Genomic DNA, 23,567 nt, shown 5'->3' with positions numbered 1-23,567 from the left:
CGTTGACCGAAAGCGATAAAAAACCATGACTACAGGCAGTGCTCTGTACATCCCGCCTTATAAGGCAGACGACCAGGATGTGGTCGTCGAACTCAATAACCGTTTTGGCCCTGACGCCTTCACCGCCCAGGCCACACGTACCGGCATGCCGGTGCTGTGGGTGGCGCGCGCCAAGCTCGTCGAAGTCCTGACCTTCCTGCGCAACCTGCCCAAGCCGTACGTCATGCTCTATGACCTGCATGGCGTGGACGAGCGTCTGCGCACCAAGCGCCAGGGGCTGCCGAGCGGCGTCGACTTCACCGTGTTCTATCACCTGCTGTCGATCGAACGTAACAGCGACGTAATGATCAAGGTCGCCCTCTCCGAAAGCGACCTGAGCGTGCCGACCGTCACCGGCATCTGGCCCAACGCCAGCTGGTACGAGCGTGAAGTCTGGGACATGTTCGGTATCGACTTCCCGGGCCACCCGCACCTGTCGCGCATCATGATGCCGCCGACCTGGGAAGGTCACCCGCTGCGCAAGGACTACCCTGCCCGCGCCACCGAATTCGACCCGTTCAGCCTGACCCTGGCCAAACAGCAACTGGAAGAAGAAGCCGCACGCTTCCGTCCGGAAGACTGGGGCATGAAGCGTTCCGGCACCAACGAGGACTACATGTTCCTCAACCTGGGCCCGAACCACCCTTCGGCACACGGTGCCTTCCGTATCATCCTGCAGTTGGACGGCGAAGAAATCGTCGACTGCGTGCCGGACATCGGCTACCACCACCGTGGTGCCGAGAAGATGGCCGAGCGCCAGTCCTGGCACAGCTTCATCCCGTACACCGACCGTATCGACTACCTCGGCGGCGTGATGAACAACCTGCCTTACGTGCTCTCGGTCGAGAAGCTGGCCGGCATCAAGGTGCCCGACCGCGTCGACACCATCCGCGTCATGATGGCCGAGTTCTTCCGGATCACCAGCCACCTGCTGTTCCTGGGGACCTACATCCAGGACGTCGGCGCCATGACTCCGGTGTTCTTCACCTTCACCGACCGTCAGCGCGCCTACAAAGTCATCGAAGCCATCACCGGTTTCCGCCTGCACCCGGCCTGGTACCGCATCGGCGGTGTGGCCCACGACCTGCCGCGCGGCTGGGAAAAGCTGGTCAAGGAATTCGTCGACTGGCTGCCCAAGCGTCTCGACGAATACACCAAGGCCGCCCTGGACAACAGCATCCTCAAGGGTCGGACCATCGGCGTCGCCGCCTACAACACCAAAGAGGCCCTGGAATGGGGCGTCACCGGTGCCGGCCTGCGTTCCACCGGTTGCGATTTCGACCTACGCAAGGCCCGTCCGTACTCCGGCTACGAGAACTTCGAATTCGAAGTACCGCTGGCTGCGAACGGCGATGCCTATGACCGCTGCATGGTCCGCGTCGAAGAGATGCGCCAGAGCATCAAGATCATCGACCAGTGCCTGCGCAACATGCCGGCCGGCCCGTACAAGGCGGATCACCCGCTGACCACGCCGCCGCCGAAAGAGCGCACGCTGCAGCACATCGAAACCCTGATCACGCACTTCCTGCAAGTTTCGTGGGGCCCGGTGATGCCGGCCAACGAATCCTTCCAGATGATCGAAGCGACCAAGGGTATCAACAGTTATTACCTGACGAGCGATGGCGGCACCATGAGCTACCGCACCCGGATTCGTACTCCAAGCTTCCCGCACTTGCAGCAGATCCCTTCGGTGATCAAAGGCGAGATGGTCGCGGACTTGATTGCGTACCTGGGTAGTATCGATTTCGTTATGGCCGACGTGGACCGCTAAGCATGAATAACACGCTTATCCAGACAGACCGTTTCACCTTGAGTGAAACCGAGCGCTCGGCCATCGAGCACGAGCTGCATCACTACGAAGACCCGCGCGCGGCGTCGATCGAAGCCTTGAAGATCGTCCAGAAGGAACGTGGCTGGGTGCCGGACGGCGCTCTCTACGCCATCGGCGAGATCCTCGGCATCCCCGCCAGCGACGTTGAAGGCGTGGCCACGTTCTACAGCCAGATCTTCCGCCAGCCGGTGGGCCGCCACATCATTCGCGTATGCGACAGCATGGTCTGCTACATCGGTGGTCACGAGTCGGTGGTCAGCGAGATCCAGAACAAGCTTGGCATCGGCCTCGGCCAGACCACCCCGGACGGCCGCTTCACGCTGCTGCCGGTGTGCTGCCTGGGCAACTGCGACAAGGCGCCGGCGTTGATGATCGACGACGACACATTCGGTGACGTGCAGCCTGCTGGCGTGACCCAATTGCTCGAGGGCTACCCATGACCCTGACTTCCTTCGGCCCGGCCAACCGCATCAAGCGGTCGCCCGAGACTCACCCGCTGACCTGGCGCCTGCGTGACGATGCCGAGCCGGTATGGCTCGAGGAGTACCAGGCCAAGAACGGTTACGCCGCTGCGCGCAAAGCCTTCGCCGACATGGCCCAGGACGATATCGTCCAGACCGTGAAGGACGCCGGCCTCAAGGGCCGCGGCGGCGCAGGCTTCCCCACTGGCGTGAAGTGGGGCCTGATGCCCAAAGACGAATCCATCAACATCCGCTACCTGCTGTGCAACGCGGATGAAATGGAGCCAAACACCTGGAAAGACCGCATGCTGATGGAGCAACTGCCCCATCTGCTGATCGAAGGCATGCTGATCAGCGCCCGCGCGCTGAAAACCTACCGCGGCTACATCTTCCTGCGTGGCGAATACACCACCGCCGCCAAGCACCTCAACCGTGCCGTGCAAGAAGCCAAGGCTGCGGGCCTGCTGGGCAAGAACATCCTCGGTTCGGGTTTCGACTTCGAACTGTTCGTACACACCGGCGCCGGGCGTTATATCTGCGGTGAAGAAACCGCACTGATCAACTCCCTCGAAGGCCGCCGCGCCAACCCGCGCTCCAAGCCGCCCTTCCCTGCCGCCGTCGGCGTGTGGGGCAAGCCGACCTGCGTGAACAACGTCGAAACCCTGTGCAACGTGCCGGCGATCATTGCCGACGGCGTGGACTGGTACAAATCGTTGGCCCGCGAAGGCAGTGAAGACATGGGCACCAAGCTCATGGGCTTCTCCGGCAAGGTCAAGAACCCTGGCTTGTGGGAACTGCCGTTTGGCGTGACCGCGCGCGAACTGTTCGAGGACTACGCCGGCGGCATGCGCGACGGCTACACCCTCAAGGCCTGGCAGCCAGGCGGCGCCGGTACCGGCTTCCTGCTCCCCGAGCACCTCGACGCACAGATGTATGCCGGCGGCATCGGCAAGGTGGGCACCCGGATGGGTACTGGCCTGGCGATGGCGGTGGACAACACCGTGAACATGGTCTCGCTGCTGCGCAACATGGAGCAGTTCTTTGCCCGTGAATCCTGCGGTTTCTGCACCCCGTGCCGCGACGGTCTGCCGTGGAGCGTCAAGCTGCTGATGGCGCTGGAAAAAGGCGAAGGCCGCGAGGGTGACATCGAAACCCTGCTGGGGCTGGTCGGTTTCCTCGGCCCAGGCAAGACCTTCTGTGCTCACGCACCGGGCGCCGTGGAGCCATTGGGCAGCGCAATCAAATATTTCCGCTCGGAGTTCGAAGCCGGCATCGCGCCTACCAGCGCCGCCGTCCCGCCTCTGGCGAGGCCGATCGTAGTCGGCGCGTAACGCTTAAACAGGCGAAGGGTCCGTGCCCTTCGCCTCGTCATGTGCTGACGCCGTCAAGGCTGTGTTGATGCACATGAATAACAAGATTCCATTAGCCACGCCCGCTGACAACGGGCCAACGAAGATCTTTGAACCATGGCCACTATCCACGTAGACGGCAAAGCGCTCGAAGTCGACGGGGCAGACAACCTGTTACAGGCGTGTCTGTCACTAGGCCTCGACATCCCTTATTTCTGCTGGCACCCCGCTCTTGGTAGCGTCGGTGCCTGTCGCCAGTGTGCGGTCAAGCAGTACACCGACGAGAACGACACCCGTGGTCGCATCGTCATGTCCTGCATGACCCCAGCCACCGACAACACCTGGATCTCCATCGACGATGAAGAATCCAAGGCGTTCCGCGCCAGTGTCGTCGAATGGCTGATGACCAACCACCCTCACGACTGCCCGGTCTGTGAGGAAGGCGGCCACTGCCACCTGCAAGACATGACGGTGATGACCGGCCACAACGAGCGCCGCTATCGCTTCACCAAGCGCACCCACCAGAACCAGGAACTGGGCCCGTTCATTTCCCACGAAATGAACCGCTGCATCGCCTGCTACCGCTGCGTGCGCTTCTATAAAGACTACGCGGGCGGCACCGACCTCGGCGTCTTCGGCGCCCACGACAACGTGTACTTCGGTCGCGTTGAAGACGGCGTACTGGAAAGCGAATTCTCCGGCAACCTCACCGAGGTCTGCCCGACCGGTGTGTTCACCGACAAGACGCACTCCGAGCGCTACAACCGCAAGTGGGACATGCAATTCGCCCCGAGCATCTGCCATGGCTGCTCCAGCGGTTGCAACATCTCCCCGGGCGAGCGCTACGGCGAACTGCGTCGCATCGAAAACCGTTTCAACGGTTCGGTCAACCAGTACTTCCTGTGCGACCGTGGCCGTTTCGGCTATGGCTACGTCAACCGCGAAGACCGCCCACGCCAGCCACTGCTGGCCAGCGGCGCGAAGCTGAACACCGACGAAGCCCTGGATAAAGCCGCCGACCTGCTGCGCGGTCGCAACATCGTCGGCATCGGTTCGCCGCGTGCCAGCCTCGAAAGCAACTACGCGTTGCGCGAACTGGTCGGCGCCGAGCACTTCTACTGCGGTATCGAAGCCGCTGAACTGGAGCGCATCCGCCTGGTCCTGCAAGTGCTGAACGACAGCCCGCTGCCAGTGCCGAACATGCGCGACATCGAAGACCACGATGCGATCTTCGTGCTCGGTGAAGACCTCACCCAGACCGCCGCACGTATGGCCCTGTCGCTGCGCCAGTCGGTCAAAGGCAAGGCCGAAGCCATGGCCGACGCCATGCGCGTACAGCCTTGGCTCGACGCCGCGGTGAAAAACATCGGCCAGCACGCGCTGAACCCGCTGTTTATCGCCAGCCTGGCCGAAACCAAGCTCGACGACATCGCCGAAGAATGCGTACACGCAGCGCCAGATGACCTGGCCCGCCTCGGTTTCGCCGTGGCCCACGCCCTTGACGCCAGCGCGCCGGCCGTCGAAGGCCTGGACGCGGAAGCAATGGCACTTGCCCAACGCATCGCCGACGCCCTGCTGGCGGCCAAGCGCCCACTGATCATCGCCGGCACCTCGCTGGGTTCCAAGGCGCTGATCGAAGCGGCGGCCAACATCGCCAAGGCCTTGAAGCTGCGCGAGAAGAACGGTTCCATCAGCCTGATCGTGCCGGAAGCCAACAGCCTCGGCCTGGCCATGCTCGGTGGCGAGTCCGTCGACAGCGCCCTGCAAGCCGTGATCGACGGCAAAGCCGACGCCCTGGTAGTGCTGGAAAACGATCTGTACACCCGCACGGACTCGGCCAAGGTCGACGCCGCGCTGAACGCCGCCAAAGTCCTGATCGTCGCCGACCACCAGAAGACCGCCACCAGCGAGCGTGCCGACCTGGTATTGCCGGCCGCGACCTTCGCCGAAGGCGACGGTACCCTGGTCAGCCAGGAAGGCCGCGCCCAGCGCTTCTTCCAGGTGTTCGATCCGAAGTACATGGATGCCAGCATCCTGGTTCACGAAGGCTGGCGCTGGCTGCATGCCCTGCGCTCGACTCTGCTCAATCAGCCGATCGACTGGACCCAACTCGACCACGTCACTGCAGCCGTCGCGGCGAGCGCCCCGCAACTGGCGCGTATCGTCGACGCTGCACCGTCCGCCGCGTTCCGCATCAAGGGCATGAAACTCGCCCGTGAACCGCTGCGCTACTCCGGTCGTACCGCCATGCGGGCCGACATCAGCGTGCATGAACCGCGTACTCCGCAAGACAACGACACCGCGTTCGCCTTCTCCATGGAAGGTTACTCGGGTTCGGTCGAGCCGCGTCAGCAGGTGCCGTTTGCCTGGTCGCCGGGCTGGAACTCGCCGCAGGCCTGGAACAAGTTCCAGGACGAAGTCGGTGGTCACATCCGCGCTGGCGACCCGGGCACCCGCCTGATCGAACCCCAGGGCGATGCGTTGAACTGGTTCGCCGCCGTACCGCGTCCGTTCAACCCGGCCCAGGGCACCTGGCAGGTTGTGCCGTTCTTCCACCTGTTCGGCAGCGACGAGACCTCGTCCAAAGCCGCACCGGTTCAAGAACGCATCCCGGCTGCCTACGTGTCCCTGGCCAAGTCCGAAGCCGACCGTCTCGGCGTCAACGATGGTGCCCTGCTCAGTCTGAACGTCGCGGGCAAGACCCTGCGTCTGCCGCTGCGCATCAACGACGAGTTGGGTGCCGGCCTGGTTGCACTGCCAAAAGGCATCGCCGGTATTCCACCGTCGATCTTTGGCCAAACCGTTGACGGTCTGCAGGAGGCAGCGCAATGACCTGGTTCACCCCTGAAGTCATCGATGTGATCATTGCGGTCGTCAAGGCCATCGTGATCCTGTTGGCCGTGGTCGTGGCGGGCGCCCTGCTCAGCTTCGTCGAACGTCGCCTGCTGGGCTGGTGGCAGGACCGTTACGGTCCGAACCGCGTTGGCCCGTTCGGCATGTTCCAGATCGCTGCCGACATGCTGAAAATGTTCTTCAAGGAAGACTGGACCCCGCCGTTTGCCGACAAGGTGATCTTCACCCTGGCACCGGTCGTGGCCATGAGCGCCTTGCTGATCGCCTTCTCGATCATCCCGATCACCCCGACCTGGGGCGTGGCGGACCTGAACATCGGCTTGCTGTTCTTCTTCGCCATGGCCGGCTTGTCGGTCTACGCGGTGCTGTTCGCCGGCTGGGCCAGTAACAACAAGTTCGCCCTGCTGGGCAGCTTGCGGGCCTCGGCCCAGACCGTGTCCTACGAAGTGTTCATGGGCCTCGCGCTGATGGGCATCGTGGTGCAGGTCGGCTCGTTCAACATGCGCGACATCGTCGAGTACCAGGCGCAGAACCTGTGGTTCATCATTCCGCAGTTCTTTGGCTTCTGTACGTTCTTCATCGCTGGCGTCGCCGTGACTCACCGTCACCCGTTCGACCAACCGGAAGCGGAACAGGAACTGGCCGACGGTTACCACATTGAATATGCCGGCATGAAATGGGGCATGTTCTTCGTCGGTGAGTACATCGGCATCATCTTGATCTCGGCCCTGCTGGTCACGCTGTTCTTCGGCGGCTGGCACGGTCCGTTCGGCATCCTGCCGCAGCTGGCGATCTTCTGGTTCTTACTGAAGACCGCGTTCTTCATCATGCTGTTTATCCTGCTGCGCGCTTCCATTCCGCGTCCACGGTATGACCAGGTGATGGATTTCAGCTGGCGCTTCTGCCTGCCGCTGACCCTGATCAATTTGCTGGTGACGGCTGCCGTTGTGTTGTTGAACACGCCCGCGGGCGCGGTTCAGTGAGGATTTGACCCATGTTCAAATATATTGGCGACATCGTTAAGGGTACCGGTACCCAGTTGCGAAGCCTGGTGATGGTGTTCGGTCACGGCTTTCGCAAACGCGACACCCTGCAATACCCGGAAGAAGCGGTGTACCTGCCGCCGCGCTATCGCGGCCGCATCGTACTGACCCGCGACCCCGATGGCGAAGAGCGTTGCGTAGCCTGCAACCTGTGCGCCGTGGCGTGCCCGGTGGGTTGCATCTCCCTGCAGAAAGCTGAAACCGAAGACGGTCGCTGGTACCCGGACTTCTTCCGCATCAACTTCTCGCGCTGCATTTTTTGCGGCCTCTGCGAGGAAGCTTGCCCGACCACCGCGATCCAGCTCACACCGGATTTCGAGATGGCCGAGTTCAAACGTCAGGACCTGGTGTACGAGAAAGAAGATCTGCTGATCTCTGGTCCCGGTAAAAACCCTGATTACAACTTCTATCGTGTTGCAGGTATGGCCGTTGCCGGTAAGCCGAAAGGCGCCGCACAAAACGAAGCCGAGCCGATCAACGTGAAGAGCTTGCTGCCTTAAGGAAGAAAGATGGAATTCGCTTTCTATTTCGCATCGGGTATTGCAGTGGTGTCCACGCTTCGCGTGGTCACCAACACCAACCCCGTGCACGCCCTGCTCTACCTGATCATTTCGCTGATCGCCGTGGCCATGACCTTTTTCAGCCTCGGCGCACCGTTCGCCGGTGTACTGGAAGTGATCGCCTACGCTGGCGCCATCATGGTGCTGTTCGTATTTGTGGTGATGATGCTCAACCTCGGGCCGGCCTCGGTCGCCCAGGAACGCGTCTGGCTCAAGCCGGGCATCTGGCTCGGCCCGGTGGTCCTCGCCGCGCTGCTGCTGGCTGAACTGCTGTATGTCCTGTTCGCTCACCAGAGCGGCCAGGCCATCGGCCACACCACCGTTGGCGCGAAGGCCGTGGGCGTCAGCCTGTTCGGCCCGTATCTGCTGGTGGTCGAACTGGCTTCGATGCTGCTGCTCGCCGCAGTCATCACCGCCTTCCACTTGGGCCGTAACGAAGCCAAGGAGCAATGATGATGCCTGCTATCCCTTTGGAGCATGGTCTGGCGGTCGCCGGCATCCTGTTCTGCCTTGGCCTGGTCGGCCTGATGGTTCGCCGTAACATTTTGTTCGTGTTGATGAGCCTGGAAGTCATGATGAACGCTGCGGCACTGGCGTTCATCGTGGCAGGTAGCCGTTGGGGCCAGCCGGATGGACAAGTCATGTTCATCCTGGTGATCAGCCTGGCAGCCGCCGAGGCCAGTATTGGCCTGGCGATCCTGCTGCAACTGTATCGTCGCTTCCACACGCTTGATATCGACGCTGCCAGTGAGATGCGCGGATGAACATGATCTTTCTGACTTTCGTATTTCCCCTGATCGGTTTCCTGCTGCTGTCGTTCTCTCGCGGACGCTGGTCGGAAAACCTCTCGGCCCTGGTCGGCGTGGGCTCCATCGGCCTGTCGGCGATTGTCGCCGCCTACGTCATCTGGCAATTCAACGTCGCGCCGCCGGAAGGCGGCCACTACACCCTGGTGTTGTGGCAGTGGATGTCGGTGGAGGGCTTCAAGCCCAACTTCGCCCTCTACGTCGACGGCCTGTCGATCACCATGCTCGGCGTGGTGGTGGGTGTAGGTTTCCTGATCCACCTGTTCGCGTCCTGGTACATGCGCGGTGAAGCCGGTTACTCGCGCTTCTTCGCGTACACCAACCTGTTTATCGCCAGCATGCTGTTCCTGGTGCTGGGCGATAACCTGTTGTTCCTGTACTTCGGCTGGGAAGGCGTGGGCCTGTGCTCGTACCTGTTGATCGGTTTCTACTACAGCAACCGCAACAACGGTAACGCGGCACTCAAAGCCTTTATCGTGACCCGGATCGGCGACGTGTTCATGGCCATCGGCCTGTTCATCCTGTTCCAACAGGTGGGCACGCTGAACATCCAGGAACTGCTGGTGCTGGCACCGCAGAAATTCCAGGTCGGCGACTTCTGGATCACCCTGGCGACCCTGATGCTGCTGGGCGGCGCTGTCGGTAAATCCGCGCAACTGCCGCTGCAAACCTGGCTGGCGGATGCAATGGCCGGCCCGACGCCTGTTTCGGCACTGATCCACGCCGCAACGATGGTGACCGCGGGTGTCTACTTGATCGCCCGTACCCACGGCCTGTTCACCCTGGCGCCGGACGTCCTGCACCTGGTGGGCGTGGTCGGCGGCGTGACCCTGGTACTGGCCGGCTTCGCCGCGCTGGTGCAGACCGACATCAAGCGTATCCTCGCCTACTCGACCATGAGCCAGATCGGCTACATGTTCCTGGCCCTGGGCGTCGGCGCCTGGGACGCGGCGATCTTCCACCTGATGACCCACGCGTTCTTCAAGGCCCTGCTGTTCCTCGCCTCCGGTGCGGTGATCGTCGCCTGCCACCACGAGCAGAACATCTTCAAGATGGGCGGCCTGTGGAAGAAACTGCCACTGGCCTACGCCAGCTTCATCGTCGGCGGTGCCGCACTCGCAGCCCTGCCATTGGTGACCGCCGGTTTCTACTCGAAAGACGAAATCCTCTGGGAAGCCTTTGCCAGCGGTAACCAGAACCTGCTCTACGCAGGCCTGGTGGGTGCGTTCATGACCTCGCTGTACACCTTCCGCCTGATCTTCATCACCTTCCACGGTGAAGCCAAGACCGAAGCACACGCAGGCCACGGCATCTCCCATTGGCTGCCACTGTCGGTGCTGATCATCCTGTCGACCTTCATCGGCGCCATGATCACCCCGCCACTGGCCGGCGTACTGCCGGAAAGCGTCGGCCATGCCGGCGGCGAAGCCCAGCACAGCCTGGAAATCGCCTCGGGCGCCATTGCCATCGCGGGTATCCTGCTGGCGGCCCTGCTGTTCCTCGGCAAGCGTCGCTTCGTCACTGCCGTCGCCAACAGTGGCATCGGCCGTTTCCTTTCGGCCTGGTGGTTCGCCGCCTGGGGCTTCGACTGGATCTACGACAAACTGTTCGTCAAGCCTTACCTTGCGATCAGCCACGTACTGCGCAAAGACCCGCTCGACCAGACCATCGGTTTGATCCCGCGTGCCGCCAAGGCTAGCCACACCGCCCTGAGCCGCAGCGAGACTGGCCAATTACGTTGGTATGCAGCTTCCATGGCGGCCGGTGCCGTTCTGGTGATCGGCGCCATCGTTGTGGTAGCGGTCTGACCATGTCTAAGTACATTGCGAACTTTGCGAACTTGCGAAAGGAAACGAGCCCGTCATGATTCTGCCCTGGCTAATCCTGATCCCCTTTATCGGCGGCCTGCTCTGCTGGATGGGTGAACGCTTCGGCGCCACCCTCCCCCGCTGGATTGCGTTGCTGACCATGTCCCTGGAACTCGCGCTCGGCCTCTGGCTGTGGGCCCATGGCGACTATTCATTTGCTCCGGCGCCTGGCGCCGATCCGACCTGGGCGCTTGAGTTCAAGCACGTCTGGATCCAGCGCTTCGGCATCAACGTACACCTGGCCCTCGACGGCCTGTCGTTGCTGATGATCCTGCTGACCGGCCTGCTGGGTGTCCTCTCGGTACTCTGCTCCTGGAAAGAGATCCAGCGTCACGTGGGCTTCTTCCACCTGAACCTGATGTGGATCCTGGGCGGCGTGGTCGGCGTGTTCCTCGCCCTCGACCTGTTCATGTTCTTCTTCTTCTGGGAAATGATGCTGGTGCCGATGTACTTCCTCATCGCGCTCTGGGGTCATAGTTCTTCGGACGGCAAGAAAACCCGGATCTACGCGGCGACCAAGTTCTTCATCTTCACCCAGGCTTCCGGCCTGATCATGTTGGTGGCGATCCTGGGTCTGGTCTTGGTCAACTTCAACAGCACGGGCGTGATTACCTTCAACTACGCCGATCTGTTGAAAACCAAGATGTCCCTGACCACCGAGTACATCCTGATGCTGGGCTTCTTCATCGCCTTCGCGGTGAAGCTGCCGGTGGTGCCGTTCCACTCCTGGCTGCCGGATGCCCACGCCCAGGCGCCGACCGCCGGTTCCGTGGACTTGGCCGGTATCCTGCTGAAGACGGCGGCCTACGGCCTGCTGCGTTTCGCCCTGCCGCTGTTCCCGAATGCCTCGGCCGAGTTCGCGCCGATCGCCATGACCCTGGGTCTGATCGGGATCTTCTACGGTGCGTTCCTGGCCTTCGCGCAAACCGACATCAAGCGTCTGGTTGCCTTCTCGTCCGTTTCCCACATGGGTTTCGTACTGATCGGTATCTACTCCGGCAGCCAGGTGGCGTTGCAAGGCGCCGTGATCCAGATGTTGGCGCACGGTGTTTCAGCCGCCGCACTGTTTATCCTCAGTGGTCAGTTGTACGAGCGCCTGCACACCCGTGACATGCGTGAGATGGGTGGCGTGTGGTCGCGCATCGCCTACCTGCCGGCGATCAGCCTGTTCTTTGCCGCCGCGTCCCTGGGCTTGCCGGGCACCGGCAACTTCATCGGCGAGTTCCTGATCCTGATGGGGACCTTCGTGCAGACACCGTGGATCAGCGCCATCGCTACTTCCGGCCTGGTATTCGGTTCGGTCTACTCGCTGATCATGATCCACCGTGCGTACTTCGGTCCGGCCAAGTCCGACACCGTCCTGCGCGGGATGGATGCTCGCGAACTGATCATGGTGCTCGGTATGGCGGTCCTGCTGATCTACATCGGCGTGTACCCGCAACCGTTCCTGGACACTTCTGCCGCAACGATGCATGGCGTGCAGCAGTGGTTCGGCACCGCCTTCTCTCAACTCGCTTCGGCCCGGTAAGAGCGCTATGGAATTCACGATCCAACACTTTATCGCGCTTGCGCCGCTGCTGATCACCAGCCTCACCATTGTGGTGGTGATGCTGTCGATCGCCTGGCGTCGCAATCATGCGCAAACCTTCCTGCTGTCCTGTGCGGGTTTGAACCTGGCCTTGCTGTCGATCATCCCGGCACTCAAGGTCGCGCCCCTGGCGGTGACTCCGCTGATGATGATCGATGACTTCGCGCTGCTGTATATCGCGTTGATCCTCGTCGCCACCCTGGCCTGCGTCACCCTCGCCCACGCCTACCTCGGCGAAGGCGGCACCGGCTACCCGGGCAACCGCGAAGAGCTGTACCTGCTGATCCTGCTGGCTGCGGCCGGCGGTATCGTGCTGGTCAGCGCGCAGCACCTGGCTGGCTTGTTCATCGGCCTGGAACTGCTGTCGATCCCGACCTACGGCCTGGTGGCCTACGCCTTCTTCAACAAGCGTTCCCTGGAAGCCGGCATCAAGTACATGGTGCTGTCGGCCGCCGGTTCCGCGTTCCTGTTGTTCGGTATGGCCCTGCTCTACGCCGAAGCCGGCAGCCTGAGCTTCACCGGTATCGGCCACGCCCTGGCGGCCACCAGCATGCCTGCGCCGATCGCCCAACTGGGCCTGGCGATGATGCTGATCGGCCTGGCTTTCAAACTGTCGCTGGTGCCCTTCCACCTGTGGACACCGGACGTGTACGAAGGCGCTCCGGCGCCGGTGGCCGCGTTCCTGGCCACGGCGACGAAAGTTGCGGTGTTTGCGGTGGTGGTGCGTCTGTTCCAGATCTCCCCGGCGGCCAACACCGGCGTGTTGAGCGACGTACTGAGCGTGATCGCCGTTGCCTCGATCCTGTTCGGTAACCTGCTGGCGCTGACCCAGAACAACCTCAAGCGTCTGCTGGGTTACTCGTCCATCGCCCACTTCGGCTACCTGCTGATCGCCCTGGTGGCGAGCAAAGGCCTGGCCCTGGAAGCGATCGGCGTGTATCTGGTCACCTACGTGATCACCAGCCTCGGCGCCTTCGGTGTCATCACCCTGATGTCCTCGCCTTACAAAGGCCGTGACGCCGACGCCCTGTACGAATACCGCGGCCTGTTCTGGCGCCGTCCGTACCTGACCGCCGTGTTGACCCTGATGATGCTGTCCCTGGCCGGTATCCCGCTGACTGCAGGCTTTATCGGCAAGTTCTACATCATCGCGACCGGCGTTGAAGCGCATCAATGGTGGCTGGTTGCCTCGCTCATCCTGGGTAGCGCCATCGGCGTGTTCTACTACCTGCGCGTGATGGTCACCCTGTACCTGATCGAGCCAAACCTGCGTCGTGTGGATGCCGAGCTGCACTGGGAACAGAAAGCCGGTGGCGTGATGCTGCTGGCCATCGCCGTGCTCGCCTTCTTCCTCGGCGTGTACCCACAACCGTTGCTCACTTTGGTGCAGCACGCGGTACTGGGCGTTTGATCGCTTAGCGGTACGCAGTAAACAGAAACGGCACCTTCGGGTGCCGTTTTTGCGTTTATGGGCCAGAGAAGATGCGGCCTCAATGCGTCTAAAGATTGGCCGACACTAAACCATCGAGCGTTTCGCGAAGCCGCTGATGCACCGGTAAGCGAAGGCCAAAGGTGCCGCGCAGCACATCAAGCAATTCATCGGCACTGGCTATCGCGCGTTTTTCGCTGGAACCGTCCAGGGAGTGCATCGCATAGTGGCCGTTGTTCAAGGTGTGACGCTTACCCGCCGCGAGCAGTGCCACTTTCAACTGACCGAGAAACGGCGAGTCCGCGTGGGTGGAGACGTACCAGTTGCCGATTTCATAGTCAATGTCTGCCTGCACCTGCAGGTCGAACACATACAAGCCACGCCACTCCCCGCCGACCTCGGCCCACAGGGTGTAGCTGCCGTGCTTAACGGTCAGCCGAAAGGGTTCGTGGGCGGTGGCCTGGATCGCTTCGCTGTCCAGCAGCAACGGGCTGCTCGGCACCATGCCGCCAAAGCCGACGTCGCAGATATAGCGCACACCGTCCACCGTCACCAGGCTCAGGCGATGGGTACGCGCGGTGTGTGCATCCGGTGGCCCGCCCATCACGACCCGTCCGGTGATGCCGCGTGCGTCGAAGCCCAGCTCCTGCAGCAGTTCCAGAAACAGTTGGTTCAGTTCATAGCAATACCCGCCGCGTCCATCGAGCAAGACTTTTTGTTCGACGCTGGGCAGGTCGATCGGCACCGGCAAGCGCAGCAGGGTCGACAGGCTTTCAAAGGCGAACGTACACACATGCCGCAATTGCAGGTCCCGCAAGGTTTGCAGAGTCGGCGGTGGCGGCGCAGCGTAGCCCAGGCGTTGCAGGTACAGGTGGCTTTGGGTCAGGCGGGACATGACGCGATCCTTGGGCGCGTGGCGAAGGCCCCACTATGCCGTCCGGACCGGCAATTTGTCATTTCGAATGAACCTTTTTAAACGCTTTCCTATCCATCTATAACAAGACAGGGAGGCAACATGAGTAGCGCAAAAATCTACACCATTACCTATCAACTGCACGGTCAACCGAAGTCTTTCGTGGTGCGTGCCGAAGTGATGAATAACGCCGAGGCCTGGCACTGGGCGGCCGTTGATGCCGATATTGCGCATGTCAGCCGCATCGGTCGGGTCGGCCACGAACAGGTGAAAAAAACCACCCGGCCCTGGGCCGAGAAGTACGGCATCACCGACGTCAACTGGGTACCGCCCAAATAAACAAACGCCCCGTTCAACGACGGGGCTTTTTTTCGACATCATTTGGTTGCTCACGCTCTTTCGGGGCATTGCGTGTGCGATCCGGGCCGGGGCTGCTTGTAATCGATCATAGAGAACGCCCCACACGCCTTCGCTCAACGTGTTAACCGCACACCCCATCGCCAAGCATGAGAAGATGCCGCCCTGCCCTATCCCCTACAAACGCCAAGGAGATTTTTCCCGGATGTTCGAACTCAAACCCTGCGACCCCATCACCTACCGCCAGCAGACCCGCCGCAGTACGTTGATCGTGGCCGTGTTGTTCGTGGCCCTGGCGATGCTGTTGTCGAGCCTGGCGGTGATGCTGTTTGGCGAAGCCGGCGGCGACAACTTTCGCTACAACGTGGGTGGGGTGTTTGCCGGGGTGTTGATCACCCTCGCCCTGGTGCGCGGCCCGTTCTGGACCCAGCCATGGCTGGCGCCGGCAGTGTATGGCTGGCAGCTCAAGCGCAACCTGATGCGCGTGACCAACGTGATGCACAAGGTCACCGACCGCGTGCAAGCCAATGACCCGACGGCGCTCAAGGTGCTGCGGTTCTATCACCTGGGGCTGACGCAGATGCATGAGCTGGATGCCAACTCCAGCGCCCAGGTGCAGTTGGTCGGCGAGATCGAGGCACATAGGGCGAAGATGCAAGCGTTGGGGCTCGATACCGAGCAAACCCGTTTCGACCCGTCCTGGCTGGACAGTTTCAAAGGCGCTTAAGCCAACACCCCGATACGCTGCGCATCCGGCCAGAACAGCGCCGCCTGCCCACACGGCAGGCCGGCGGCATCGAGCAACGTCCACACCACACCGGCATGGATCATGAACGGCTGCTGATGTGCATCCACCCGCCAGCCGCTGTAGCCATGGGCGATGCCGTTGGCGCTGACGTGCTCCAATAACACCTGGCGCGCGGCGCGGTCGAGTTCCGAGGCGCTGAAGCGTGACGGCATGCCGATGAAGGTCTCGCGCGGGTATTTGAAGCACGCCAAGGCGCACGCATTGGCGTAGTTAAACCGCGGGTCCGCTGCGCCATCGTGGGCCAGCAGGCTGTAGGGCGCATGGGCATGCAGCCAGGTCAGGCGTTGCTCTGCGTCCAGATGCTCGGGCGCCGGCAAGCCCTGGCCGGTCCAGTGTCGATAGGCGTCATCCAGCACGCGTACACAGTCTTCTTGTCGGGTCACACACTACCTCACATTGTCAGTTGGAACGCTTTGCCCGCCAGCAGAACACGGCGCTGATGGCTATCGCGGCGCCCGCCAGGCCAAACACCCAAGGGGCCGCGGCGACCGGCAGCAACAACCCCGCCAGCAGCGGCCCGAGGCCGGCGCCGATATCGCGCCATACCGCGTTGGAGGCCAATGCCGACACGCGCATCGAACCGGGGTTGCGTTCGGCCACCAAGGTCGTCACCAGGGGCAACTGCAACGCCCGCAACACCAGCACTGCCGCCGCGCCGACGATCACCCAATAACTGCCGAATGCTGCCAGGGCCAAAGCGCTCAGGAACGAAAACAACAACAGCATCGACGTGGCGCCGAAGCGTTGCGCGGCGCGACCGCCCAGCGGGCTCAGGAGCATTTCCGAGACATAACGCAAGGCCATCAAGGCACCGGCGATCAACACCGCGTCGCCCCCGAGAAGCTTCTGTGCCTGGATCGACAGACCAAAGATAAACAGCCCATCCAGCGCCACGCCTTCAATAAACGACCACAGCGCCACGCTGTCGGGCCACTTGAAACGGCGCCCCGGACTGCTGTGCAAATCATGGCCGACAGTAGGCAACCCCCGCGCCATCCACAAGCCCAGCAGGCAGCATCCGCCGAGAATCAGAAAGATCGGACGCGGTCCGGCCCATAAGGTCAGCCAGCCGCCGAGCGGCAATGCGAGCATCGGCCCGAGGGCGATCAAGGCCCGCGACCGCCCTGCCCGGCGTGCGGCACCCGTCGGCTCGGCGGTCGCCAGCACTTGGGTCGACAGGTTCAACGCGGCAAAACACAGGCCCCAGACCAGCCGCAAGCCCAGCAATGCAGCGAAGCCCGACAGCATCGAGTTACCCAAGGCACACAGCGTCGCGGCACCGGCGGCGATCATGCAGGTCAGACGATCGCCGTGGCGGGCATAGAAATTGAGCACGTGGCGGTAACCGAAAATCCGCACCAATCGGTTGGCCGCCAGCAGCACCCCGGCCTGGGCCAGCGTGATGCCGAACGCCTGGGATTCCATGGGCAGCAACAGATAAAGCAACACATCACTGGGCAGGCATAAAGCCAAGGTCAGCGCGGCGCGGCGGGAGGTGATGTCGGCAGTGCGTTGGGCCTGGCTTGCCATAAATCTGAAACATCCCGAAATATTCAGGTCGCCACCGTAGCCTTCTCGAACGGTTTTTTACAACGCTCGATTAAACCTTTTTGTCATACGGCAACAACCGCAGGCCGCTGGCCACACTGCCCACCAACGCAAACGCACAGCCCAGCCACAACGCGTAGTGCGGGCCGCTGCCCAGGGACCAGTGAAAACACAACGCCACCAGCGACGCTCCCAGCGTCTGCCCCAGCAACCGCGAGATCGCCACAATGCCACTGGCCCCGCCGCTGCGAGCCAAGGGTGCGCTGGTCATCAATGCCTTGAGGTTGGGCGACTGGAAGAACCCGAAACCGGCTCCGCACAAGGCCATGCGCCAGCCGATCTCGAACGCCGACGCATCATTGTGCAACGTCGCCAGGGCCGCCATGCCCACGCTCAGCATCAACAGGCCGATCCCACACAACAGGCCGAGGGACACGCGGTCGGCCAGGCGCCCGGCGACCAACGCCATCACCGCCACCACCGCAGGCCAGGGCGTCATTAGAAAGCCGGTCTCCACCTGGCTGTGCCCGAGCACTGCCTGCAGCAGAAACGGCAGCGACACAAAGGCCAGGCCCTGGGCACTGAAGGCGCAGATCGCCGTGAGCGAAGACAGCGCAAACACCGGGCGCTTGAACAAGTCCACTGCCAGCATCGGCGCCGGGTGCCCGGCCTGGCGGCGCAGCAGCAGCGCGCCGCAGACCAGCGCCAGCGCGATCAGGCCCAGGGTCAACGCACCTTGGGCGCCATGCACCGCCGTCCCCAGGCCAAGCACCAGCAAGGCGAACAGCCCGGCACACAACAGCGCGGCGAGGCGATCGAAGGCATGCCCGGCCATGGGAATGACCGGCAATGAGCGCAGGCCCAACATCAGCGCCAGCAAGCCCAGCGGCACGTTGATCAGGTACAGCCAGTGCCAACTCGCCACCGACAGGATCGCCGACGCCGCCGTCGGCCCGAGCGTGAACGCCAGCCCCACCACCAGCGAGTTATAGCCCAGGCCGCGCCCGAGCATGCGCGACGGATAGATATGCCGCAGCAACGCCGTGTTGACGCTCATGATCGCGGCCGCACCGAGCCCCTGCACCACCCGCGCCGCCGTGAGCGTCACCAGCGACCCGGCGATCCCGCAAAACAGCGACGATACGATAAACAGCAACAAGCCACCGAGGTACACCCGACGGTGCCCGAGCACATCGCTCAGCGAAGCGAAGGGCAACACCGTGGCAATGATCGCCAACTGGTAGGCGTTGACCACCCAGATCACCGACGCGGAGTCGGTGCCAATGCCGTCGGCCAGGGTCGGCAGCGCCGTGTTGACGATGGCCGTGTCCAGGGTCGCCATGCCGATGCCCAGGGAAATGGCGATCACCGCCGGCAGGCGTTTATTCAGGGGCAGCCCATCGGCAACAGAAGACATGCACAATCCGCACAGGTGACAAAAGGCCTCTAGATTACGGGCTGCGACGATTTTTTCCAGTCGCCAATGCGTTGGCTGTCAACATCTTCATGTTGCCTGCACCCGTAAAAAAAACGCGCCAACTCCGTATCGGTGATGGCGCGTGGGCTGACGCAATGACCCAGGCAAACGCCTGGTCAGATCGACACGGCACTCAGGTCCAGGCGCCCGTCCTTGAGCGGCGGGCACCAGTAATAGCCGCCGGTCAACGGTGTGCTGATGCGGTACAGGCCGTCGACGATGCCGTCTTCCAACCCGCTCATGCGGCGCAGTTGCGCTTCAAACGCATCGAAGGAATGCCCGAACGCGAGGAACATCAAGCCAGCCTGGCCGTTTTCTGCCCAAGGCATCGAGCGGCGCACCACGAACGCTTCCGGGGTGAAGCTTTCCTGGGCGGTGCGTTTGGTGTGGGCGGACTCGGGCGCGTCTTCCAGTTCTTCGTTGTCGCCGTGGCGGCGACCGATGATGTGGTCACGTTCCTGGGCAGGCAACGCGGCAAAACCATCGAGGTCGTGCTGCCATTGCTGGATCGCGGCGAAGCTGGCGCCGCTGTCGGTCAGCGCGGCTTCGACGGCGGCATCGTCGTGGGGGTTTTCGGTGCCGTCTTCGTAATCGGTCAGGTCAAAACCGCTCTTGTAGCGGAAGCCTTCAGTCGACTGCACCAGGCGGAACGCCGGGGCCAGGGCTTTCTCCAGCGCACGGCTGCGCAAGAGCAATTCGCCGCGATCCACGCCATGCAGCCACACCCACAATGCTTGCTGCGTGGAGGGGTTGTGCGCGCCCGGCGCGCTGACAGCTGGGAATGCGCGCAGCCCTTCGATCTGCGCGCCCAGTGCGTTGACCAGCGGCTCACCCAGACCGACCACTGCGGCCGAATCCGCCCACTGCACCAATGCGTTCAACGCAGCAGGTACAGCGGCCAGGGAGTCCACGGCAAAAAACAGATGGCGTGCCTGTAACGGCACCGGTGCGGCAAGAATGCCCGGCTGGTACTGACTCATGTGAACTCCTTCAAGAAAGCCTCGCAGTTTACCCGCCATGTGCAGCCGTGCGTACAAGAAAGCGCGCAAGCCTTGCCACAGAACCCGTTGTTGGGTGACTCTCTAGTCATGTTTTGCAACTATTTCAGGGGTAGCGACATGACCACCGATAACCTGCTCGCCCAGCTGTTTCCTTCCTGCGCCGCCGATATTCCCGAGCAATTCCGCCTGGGAGCGCCCATCGAACAGCGCGATTACCTGGTCGACGGCCAGTTGCGGGTGTGGAACGGCCCCTTGGCCCAAGTCCTCAGCCCGGTGCAACTGGGCGACGAACGCGTACAAATCGGCAGCACGCCACTGCTGGATGCCGACACCGCCCTCAGCGCCCTCGACGCCGCCGTGCGCGCCTATGACCGCGGCCAGGGGGAATGGCCGACGATGCGCGTGGTCGACCGCATCCGCCACGTCGAAGCGTTCTTGCGGCGCATGCGCGAACAGCGTGATGCGGTGGTAAAGCTGCTGATGTGGGAAATCGGCAAAAACCTCAAGGACTCGCAGAAAGAGTTCGACCGCACCTGCGACTACATCACCGACACCATCAATGCCCTCAAGGAACTCGACCGCCGCAGCAGCCGCTTCGAGCTGGAACAGGACACCCTCGGCCAGATCCGCCGCGTACCGATGGGCGTGGCGCTGTGCATGGGGCCGTACAACTACCCGTTGAACGAGACGTTTACCACGCTGATCCCGGCGCTGATCATGGGCAACACCGTGGTGTTCAAGCCGGCCAAGCTCGGCGTGCTGTTGATCCGCCCGCTGCTGGAGGCATTCCGCGACAGCTTCCCGGCCGGGGTGATCAACGTGATCTATGGCAGCGGCCGCGAAACCGTCAGCGCGCTGATGGCCAGCGGCAAGATCGATATCTTCGCGTTCATCGGCACCAACAAGGCCGCCAGCGACCTGAAAAAACTGCACCCGCGCCCGCACCGCCTGCGCGCAGCCCTGGGCCTGGACGCGAAAAACCCAGGCATCGTGCTGCCCCAGGTCGACCTGGACAACGCCGTCAGCGAAGCGGTCACCGGCTCGCTGTCGTTCAACGGCCAGCGCTGCACCGCGTTGAAAATCCTGTTTGTGCACGAAGACGTGGTCGACAGTTTCATCCAGAAATTCAACGCCAAGTTGGCGACCTTGAAGCCCGGCATGCCGTGGGACGACGGCGTGGCGCTGACGCCGCTGCCGGAAGTGGGCAAGGTCGATTACCTCAAGGCACTGGTGGCCGATGCAGCCCAACACGGCGCCCGCGTGATGAATGCCGATGGCGGCGTCAGTCGCGGTTCGTTCTTCTACCCGGCGGTGCTGTACCCGGTCAACCCGCAGATGCGCGTGTACCACGAGGAACAGTTCGGCCCGGTGGTGCCGATCGTGCCCTACCGTGACCTGGAGACCGTGATCGATTACGTACTGGAATCGGATTTCGGCCAGCAACTGAGCCTGTTCGGCACCGACCCGGCCGAAATCGGACGGCTGGTGGACACCTTCGCCAATCAGGTCGGCCGCATCAATATCAACGCCCAGTGCCAGCGCGGCCCGGACACCTTCCCCTTCAACGGCCGCAAGAACTCGGCCGAAGGCACGCTGTCGGTACATGACGCCTTGCGTGTGTTCTCGATCCGCACCCTGGTGGCGACCAAGTTCCAGGACAGTAACAAGGCACTGCTCAGCGAGATCCTGCACAACCGCAACTCGAGCTTCTTGACCACTGACTACATTTTCTAGAGGACGCCTCGCCGTTGATTAACCTGCACTTGCCTGTATTTGCCCGGCGCCTGCTGCGCCCGCTGCTCGACCCTTACCGCCGCTATCGCCATGCCAAGCTGATCCACGCCGTGCGCGTGTCCATCGGCTTGCTGGCGACGATCCTGCTGACCACCGGCATCAACCTGCCCCACGGCGAGTGGGCGTCGGTGACCATGCTGGTGGTGATCGGCGGCCTGCAGCACCACGGCAATATCGGCAAGAAAGCCATGGAACGCGCCTACGGCACACTGATCGGCGCCAGCGTCGGTTTGCTGCTGGTGGTGCAGGAGACGTATGTGGGGCAGCCGCTGCTGACCTACTTGTTGATGTCGGTGGTGTGCGGGTTCTTCTCGTATCACGCCATCGGCAAGGGCGGATACACCGCCTTGTTGTCGGCGATCACCGTGTTTATCGTCGCCGGGCATGGCGACAATCCGCTGTCGGACGGACTGTGGCGCACGGTCGATATCCTGATCGGTATTGCGTTGGCCCTGGCGTTTTCCTTCGCCTTGCCGCTGTATGCCGTGTACTCCTGGCGCTACAACCTGGCCAGTGCCTTGCGCGACTGTGCCGCGATCTATAACCGCATCATCAGCGGTCAATCGGTCACCGACGACGAACACCTTAAACTGCTCAGCCACGTGAATACGGCGATGCTGCAACTGCGTTCGTTGATGCCCTCGGTGTCCAAGGAGGTACGGATCTCCATGACCCAGTTGGACACGATCCAGCGGCATTTGCGCATGTGCATCAGCACCCTGGAGATTCTGGGCAACACCCGGCCGGACCCTCGCGACGAGCAGGCGATGGCGCGGATGCAGGTAATGTTGAAGGGCGAGCATCGGCAGATTCGCGTGCAATTGGTGGGCATGGCGCGCGCGCTGAGGTCGGGCGTGACACCACGGTTGGAGCGGCCGAGCCAGGCCACCGCTACCGAGCCGACATTGGATACGCCGGTCTACAGCGCATTGGATGGGTATCGGTTGCTGACCGTGCAATTGGCGGCAAATGTGGATGAGATGCGCCAGCAGTTGGCCAAAAGTGCTGGCCGCTGGAAGATCTGAACCTGAGGGCATTTAGCGCGTTTACCTGCGCCAACACTTTCACACTTTTTCTTACATATTTTTCACGACTTATTCACATCGCGGGACGTAGGGTGAAGCCTCATCCGTTACAAACGTTGTACATCAAGCCCGCCGCCCCAGCGGGCTTTTTTTTGTCCCGGATTCGAGCTAGCGCGCCACCTTGCCGGCGGGCGCGGACGCTTGCTCGCGAATGGCGCGCTGGGTATCGAGCACCTTGGCCAACGCCACTTGCGCCTCGGGGCTTTGCTGCGGCACGCGAATCGCCGCCGAGACCAGCGTGATCAACTTGGCCATTACTTCGGCATCCGTGGCCGGGCGGCCCAGGCTCATGGAGTTCATCAGCAGGCGCAGTTCGGTGCCGGCCATCACACCGGAAATCGCCTTGAGGGCAAATTGCAGGCGTACCCCCAGTTCGTTGCGCGGCAAGTCCGGCAAGGCCAGGGCGAAGGCTTCGAAGAAGCGCTGGAACACCGGCTGGTAATGGACCTTGAGGTATTCCTGGATAAACGGCGAGGTGTCGCTGTAGACCCGCCCCAGGAAACGAATGAACGAACGCCCTTCCCCACTCGCCGGGTCGCTGCGCTCCAGGCCCATGGCCGGGGCGAACAGCACGCCGAGCAGCGTGTCGCAATCGAGGGGGCCGTCGGATTCGGCTTCGCAGCGTGCCAGCAGTTCCAGGCGCTGCTCGTTGAGCGGCTCCAGGCGCTGCATCAGCAGGGTTTTCATCAGGGCGTCCTTGTCCCCGAAGTGATAGTTCACCGCAGCCAGATTCACCTGGGCACGCTCGGTAATCTGC

Annotated in this window: 21 protein-coding genes; 15 read left to right on the top strand and 6 right to left on the bottom strand. The window is 62.4% G+C overall.

The window, feature by feature from the left end; all coding sequences use genetic code 11:
* The first annotated feature begins 25 nt into the window (after positions 1 to 25).
* The 11 genes from nuoC (at position 26) to nuoN (ending at position 13,809) form a co-directional block, all read left to right on the top strand.
* On the top strand, positions 26 to 1,810 hold the full coding sequence (gene nuoC / locus INT12_RS12515; RefSeq protein ID WP_017848058.1) for an NADH-quinone oxidoreductase subunit C/D: 1,785 nt from the start codon (positions 26 to 28) through the stop codon (positions 1,808 to 1,810).
* A gap of 2 nt (positions 1,811 to 1,812) precedes the next feature.
* Positions 1,813 to 2,310 carry an NADH-quinone oxidoreductase subunit NuoE gene (gene nuoE, locus INT12_RS12510; protein WP_017848059.1) on the top strand — a complete coding sequence of 166 codons (498 nt, stop codon included), beginning with the start codon at positions 1,813 to 1,815 and terminating at the stop codon, positions 2,308 to 2,310.
* Positions 2,307 to 3,662, top strand: a complete 1,356-nt coding sequence (gene nuoF, locus INT12_RS12505) for an NADH-quinone oxidoreductase subunit NuoF (RefSeq protein WP_017848060.1) — start codon at positions 2,307 to 2,309, stop codon at positions 3,660 to 3,662. Before nuoE ends, nuoF begins: the two co-directional genes overlap by 4 nt.
* 135 nt (positions 3,663 to 3,797) lie before the next feature.
* Positions 3,798 to 6,512 carry an NADH-quinone oxidoreductase subunit NuoG gene (nuoG, locus tag INT12_RS12500; protein WP_126585732.1) on the top strand — a complete coding sequence of 905 codons (2,715 nt, stop codon included), beginning with the start codon at positions 3,798 to 3,800 and terminating at the stop codon, positions 6,510 to 6,512.
* Positions 6,509 to 7,516 carry an NADH-quinone oxidoreductase subunit NuoH gene (gene nuoH / locus INT12_RS12495; RefSeq protein WP_017848062.1) on the top strand — a complete coding sequence of 336 codons (1,008 nt, stop codon included), beginning with the start codon at positions 6,509 to 6,511 and terminating at the stop codon, positions 7,514 to 7,516. Before nuoG ends, nuoH begins: the two co-directional genes overlap by 4 nt.
* An 11-nt stretch (positions 7,517 to 7,527) precedes the next feature.
* Positions 7,528 to 8,076, top strand: a complete 549-nt coding sequence (gene nuoI / locus INT12_RS12490) for an NADH-quinone oxidoreductase subunit NuoI (protein WP_003174725.1) — start codon at positions 7,528 to 7,530, stop codon at positions 8,074 to 8,076.
* 9 nt (positions 8,077 to 8,085) lie between these two features.
* Positions 8,086 to 8,589 (top strand): NADH-quinone oxidoreductase subunit J, encoded by a 504-nt coding sequence (gene nuoJ, locus INT12_RS12485; RefSeq protein WP_017848063.1) that lies wholly within the window; start codon positions 8,086 to 8,088, stop codon positions 8,587 to 8,589.
* Positions 8,590 to 8,591: 2 nt separating this feature from the next.
* Complete coding sequence (nuoK, locus tag INT12_RS12480) at positions 8,592 to 8,900, top strand: NADH-quinone oxidoreductase subunit NuoK (RefSeq protein ID WP_026140165.1); 309 nt, start codon at positions 8,592 to 8,594, stop codon at positions 8,898 to 8,900.
* Complete coding sequence (nuoL, locus tag INT12_RS12475) at positions 8,897 to 10,750, top strand: NADH-quinone oxidoreductase subunit L (protein ID WP_017848065.1); 1,854 nt, start codon at positions 8,897 to 8,899, stop codon at positions 10,748 to 10,750. Before nuoK ends, nuoL begins: the two co-directional genes overlap by 4 nt.
* A 55-nt stretch (positions 10,751 to 10,805) precedes the next feature.
* Positions 10,806 to 12,338 carry an NADH-quinone oxidoreductase subunit M gene (gene nuoM / locus INT12_RS12470; protein WP_010566880.1) on the top strand — a complete coding sequence of 511 codons (1,533 nt, stop codon included), beginning with the start codon at positions 10,806 to 10,808 and terminating at the stop codon, positions 12,336 to 12,338.
* Positions 12,339 to 12,345: 7 nt separating this feature from the next.
* Positions 12,346 to 13,809, top strand: coding sequence for an NADH-quinone oxidoreductase subunit NuoN (gene nuoN, locus INT12_RS12465; RefSeq protein ID WP_017848066.1), 1,464 nt, complete (start codon positions 12,346 to 12,348; stop codon positions 13,807 to 13,809).
* An 88-nt stretch (positions 13,810 to 13,897) separates the two neighbouring features.
* Here nuoN and INT12_RS12460 read toward each other — a convergent pair whose 3' ends face one another.
* Complete coding sequence (locus INT12_RS12460) at positions 13,898 to 14,722, bottom strand: arylamine N-acetyltransferase family protein (RefSeq protein WP_193039422.1); 825 nt, start codon at positions 14,720 to 14,722, stop codon at positions 13,898 to 13,900.
* 120 nt (positions 14,723 to 14,842) lie between these two features.
* Here INT12_RS12460 and INT12_RS12455 point away from each other — a divergent pair, with 120 nt between their 5' ends.
* On the top strand, positions 14,843 to 15,079 hold the full coding sequence (locus INT12_RS12455; RefSeq protein WP_046382905.1) for a DUF6555 family protein: 237 nt from the start codon (positions 14,843 to 14,845) through the stop codon (positions 15,077 to 15,079).
* 223 nt (positions 15,080 to 15,302) lie between these two features.
* Positions 15,303 to 15,824, top strand: a complete 522-nt coding sequence (locus tag INT12_RS12450) for a DUF3087 domain-containing protein (protein WP_046382904.1) — start codon at positions 15,303 to 15,305, stop codon at positions 15,822 to 15,824.
* Here the strand turns inward: INT12_RS12450 and INT12_RS12445 are convergent.
* From INT12_RS12445 to INT12_RS12430, 4 genes are all read right to left on the bottom strand, one after another.
* Positions 15,821 to 16,261, bottom strand: coding sequence for an MEKHLA domain-containing protein (locus INT12_RS12445; RefSeq protein WP_017848070.1), 441 nt, complete (start codon positions 16,259 to 16,261; stop codon positions 15,821 to 15,823). The genes INT12_RS12450 and INT12_RS12445 overlap by 4 nt on opposite strands.
* Before the next feature lie 43 nt (positions 16,262 to 16,304).
* Complete coding sequence (locus INT12_RS12440; protein ID WP_193039421.1) at positions 16,305 to 17,435, bottom strand: MFS transporter; 1,131 nt, start codon at positions 17,433 to 17,435, stop codon at positions 16,305 to 16,307.
* Between the two features lie 70 nt (positions 17,436 to 17,505).
* A complete protein-coding gene (locus INT12_RS12435; protein ID WP_046485032.1) occupies positions 17,506 to 18,870 on the bottom strand; it encodes an MFS transporter in 1,365 nt (454 codons plus the stop codon).
* 176 nt (positions 18,871 to 19,046) lie between these two features.
* Positions 19,047 to 19,910, bottom strand: coding sequence for a Dyp-type peroxidase (locus INT12_RS12430; protein ID WP_017848073.1), 864 nt, complete (start codon positions 19,908 to 19,910; stop codon positions 19,047 to 19,049).
* A 138-nt stretch (positions 19,911 to 20,048) separates the two neighbouring features.
* Here INT12_RS12430 and INT12_RS12425 point away from each other — a divergent pair, with 138 nt between their 5' ends.
* Both INT12_RS12425 and INT12_RS12420 read left to right on the top strand, forming a co-directional pair.
* Positions 20,049 to 21,665, top strand: a complete 1,617-nt coding sequence (locus tag INT12_RS12425) for an NADP-dependent glyceraldehyde-3-phosphate dehydrogenase (protein WP_104902875.1) — start codon at positions 20,049 to 20,051, stop codon at positions 21,663 to 21,665.
* A gap of 23 nt (positions 21,666 to 21,688) precedes the next feature.
* Positions 21,689 to 22,750 carry an FUSC family protein gene (locus INT12_RS12420; protein ID WP_026140166.1) on the top strand — a complete coding sequence of 354 codons (1,062 nt, stop codon included), beginning with the start codon at positions 21,689 to 21,691 and terminating at the stop codon, positions 22,748 to 22,750.
* Positions 22,751 to 22,918: 168 nt separating this feature from the next.
* Here INT12_RS12420 and INT12_RS12415 read toward each other — a convergent pair.
* Positions 22,919 to 23,567, bottom strand: a 649-nt coding sequence (locus INT12_RS12415) for a TetR/AcrR family transcriptional regulator (RefSeq protein ID WP_193058864.1), incomplete at its 5' end; no start/stop codon positions are given.

The sequence above is a fragment of the Pseudomonas sp. K8 genome (genome assembly GCF_014889455.1).
GTDB lineage: Bacteria > Pseudomonadota > Gammaproteobacteria > Pseudomonadales > Pseudomonadaceae > Aquipseudomonas > Aquipseudomonas veronii.
This window is presented reverse-complemented; position numbering and strand designations above follow the sequence as displayed.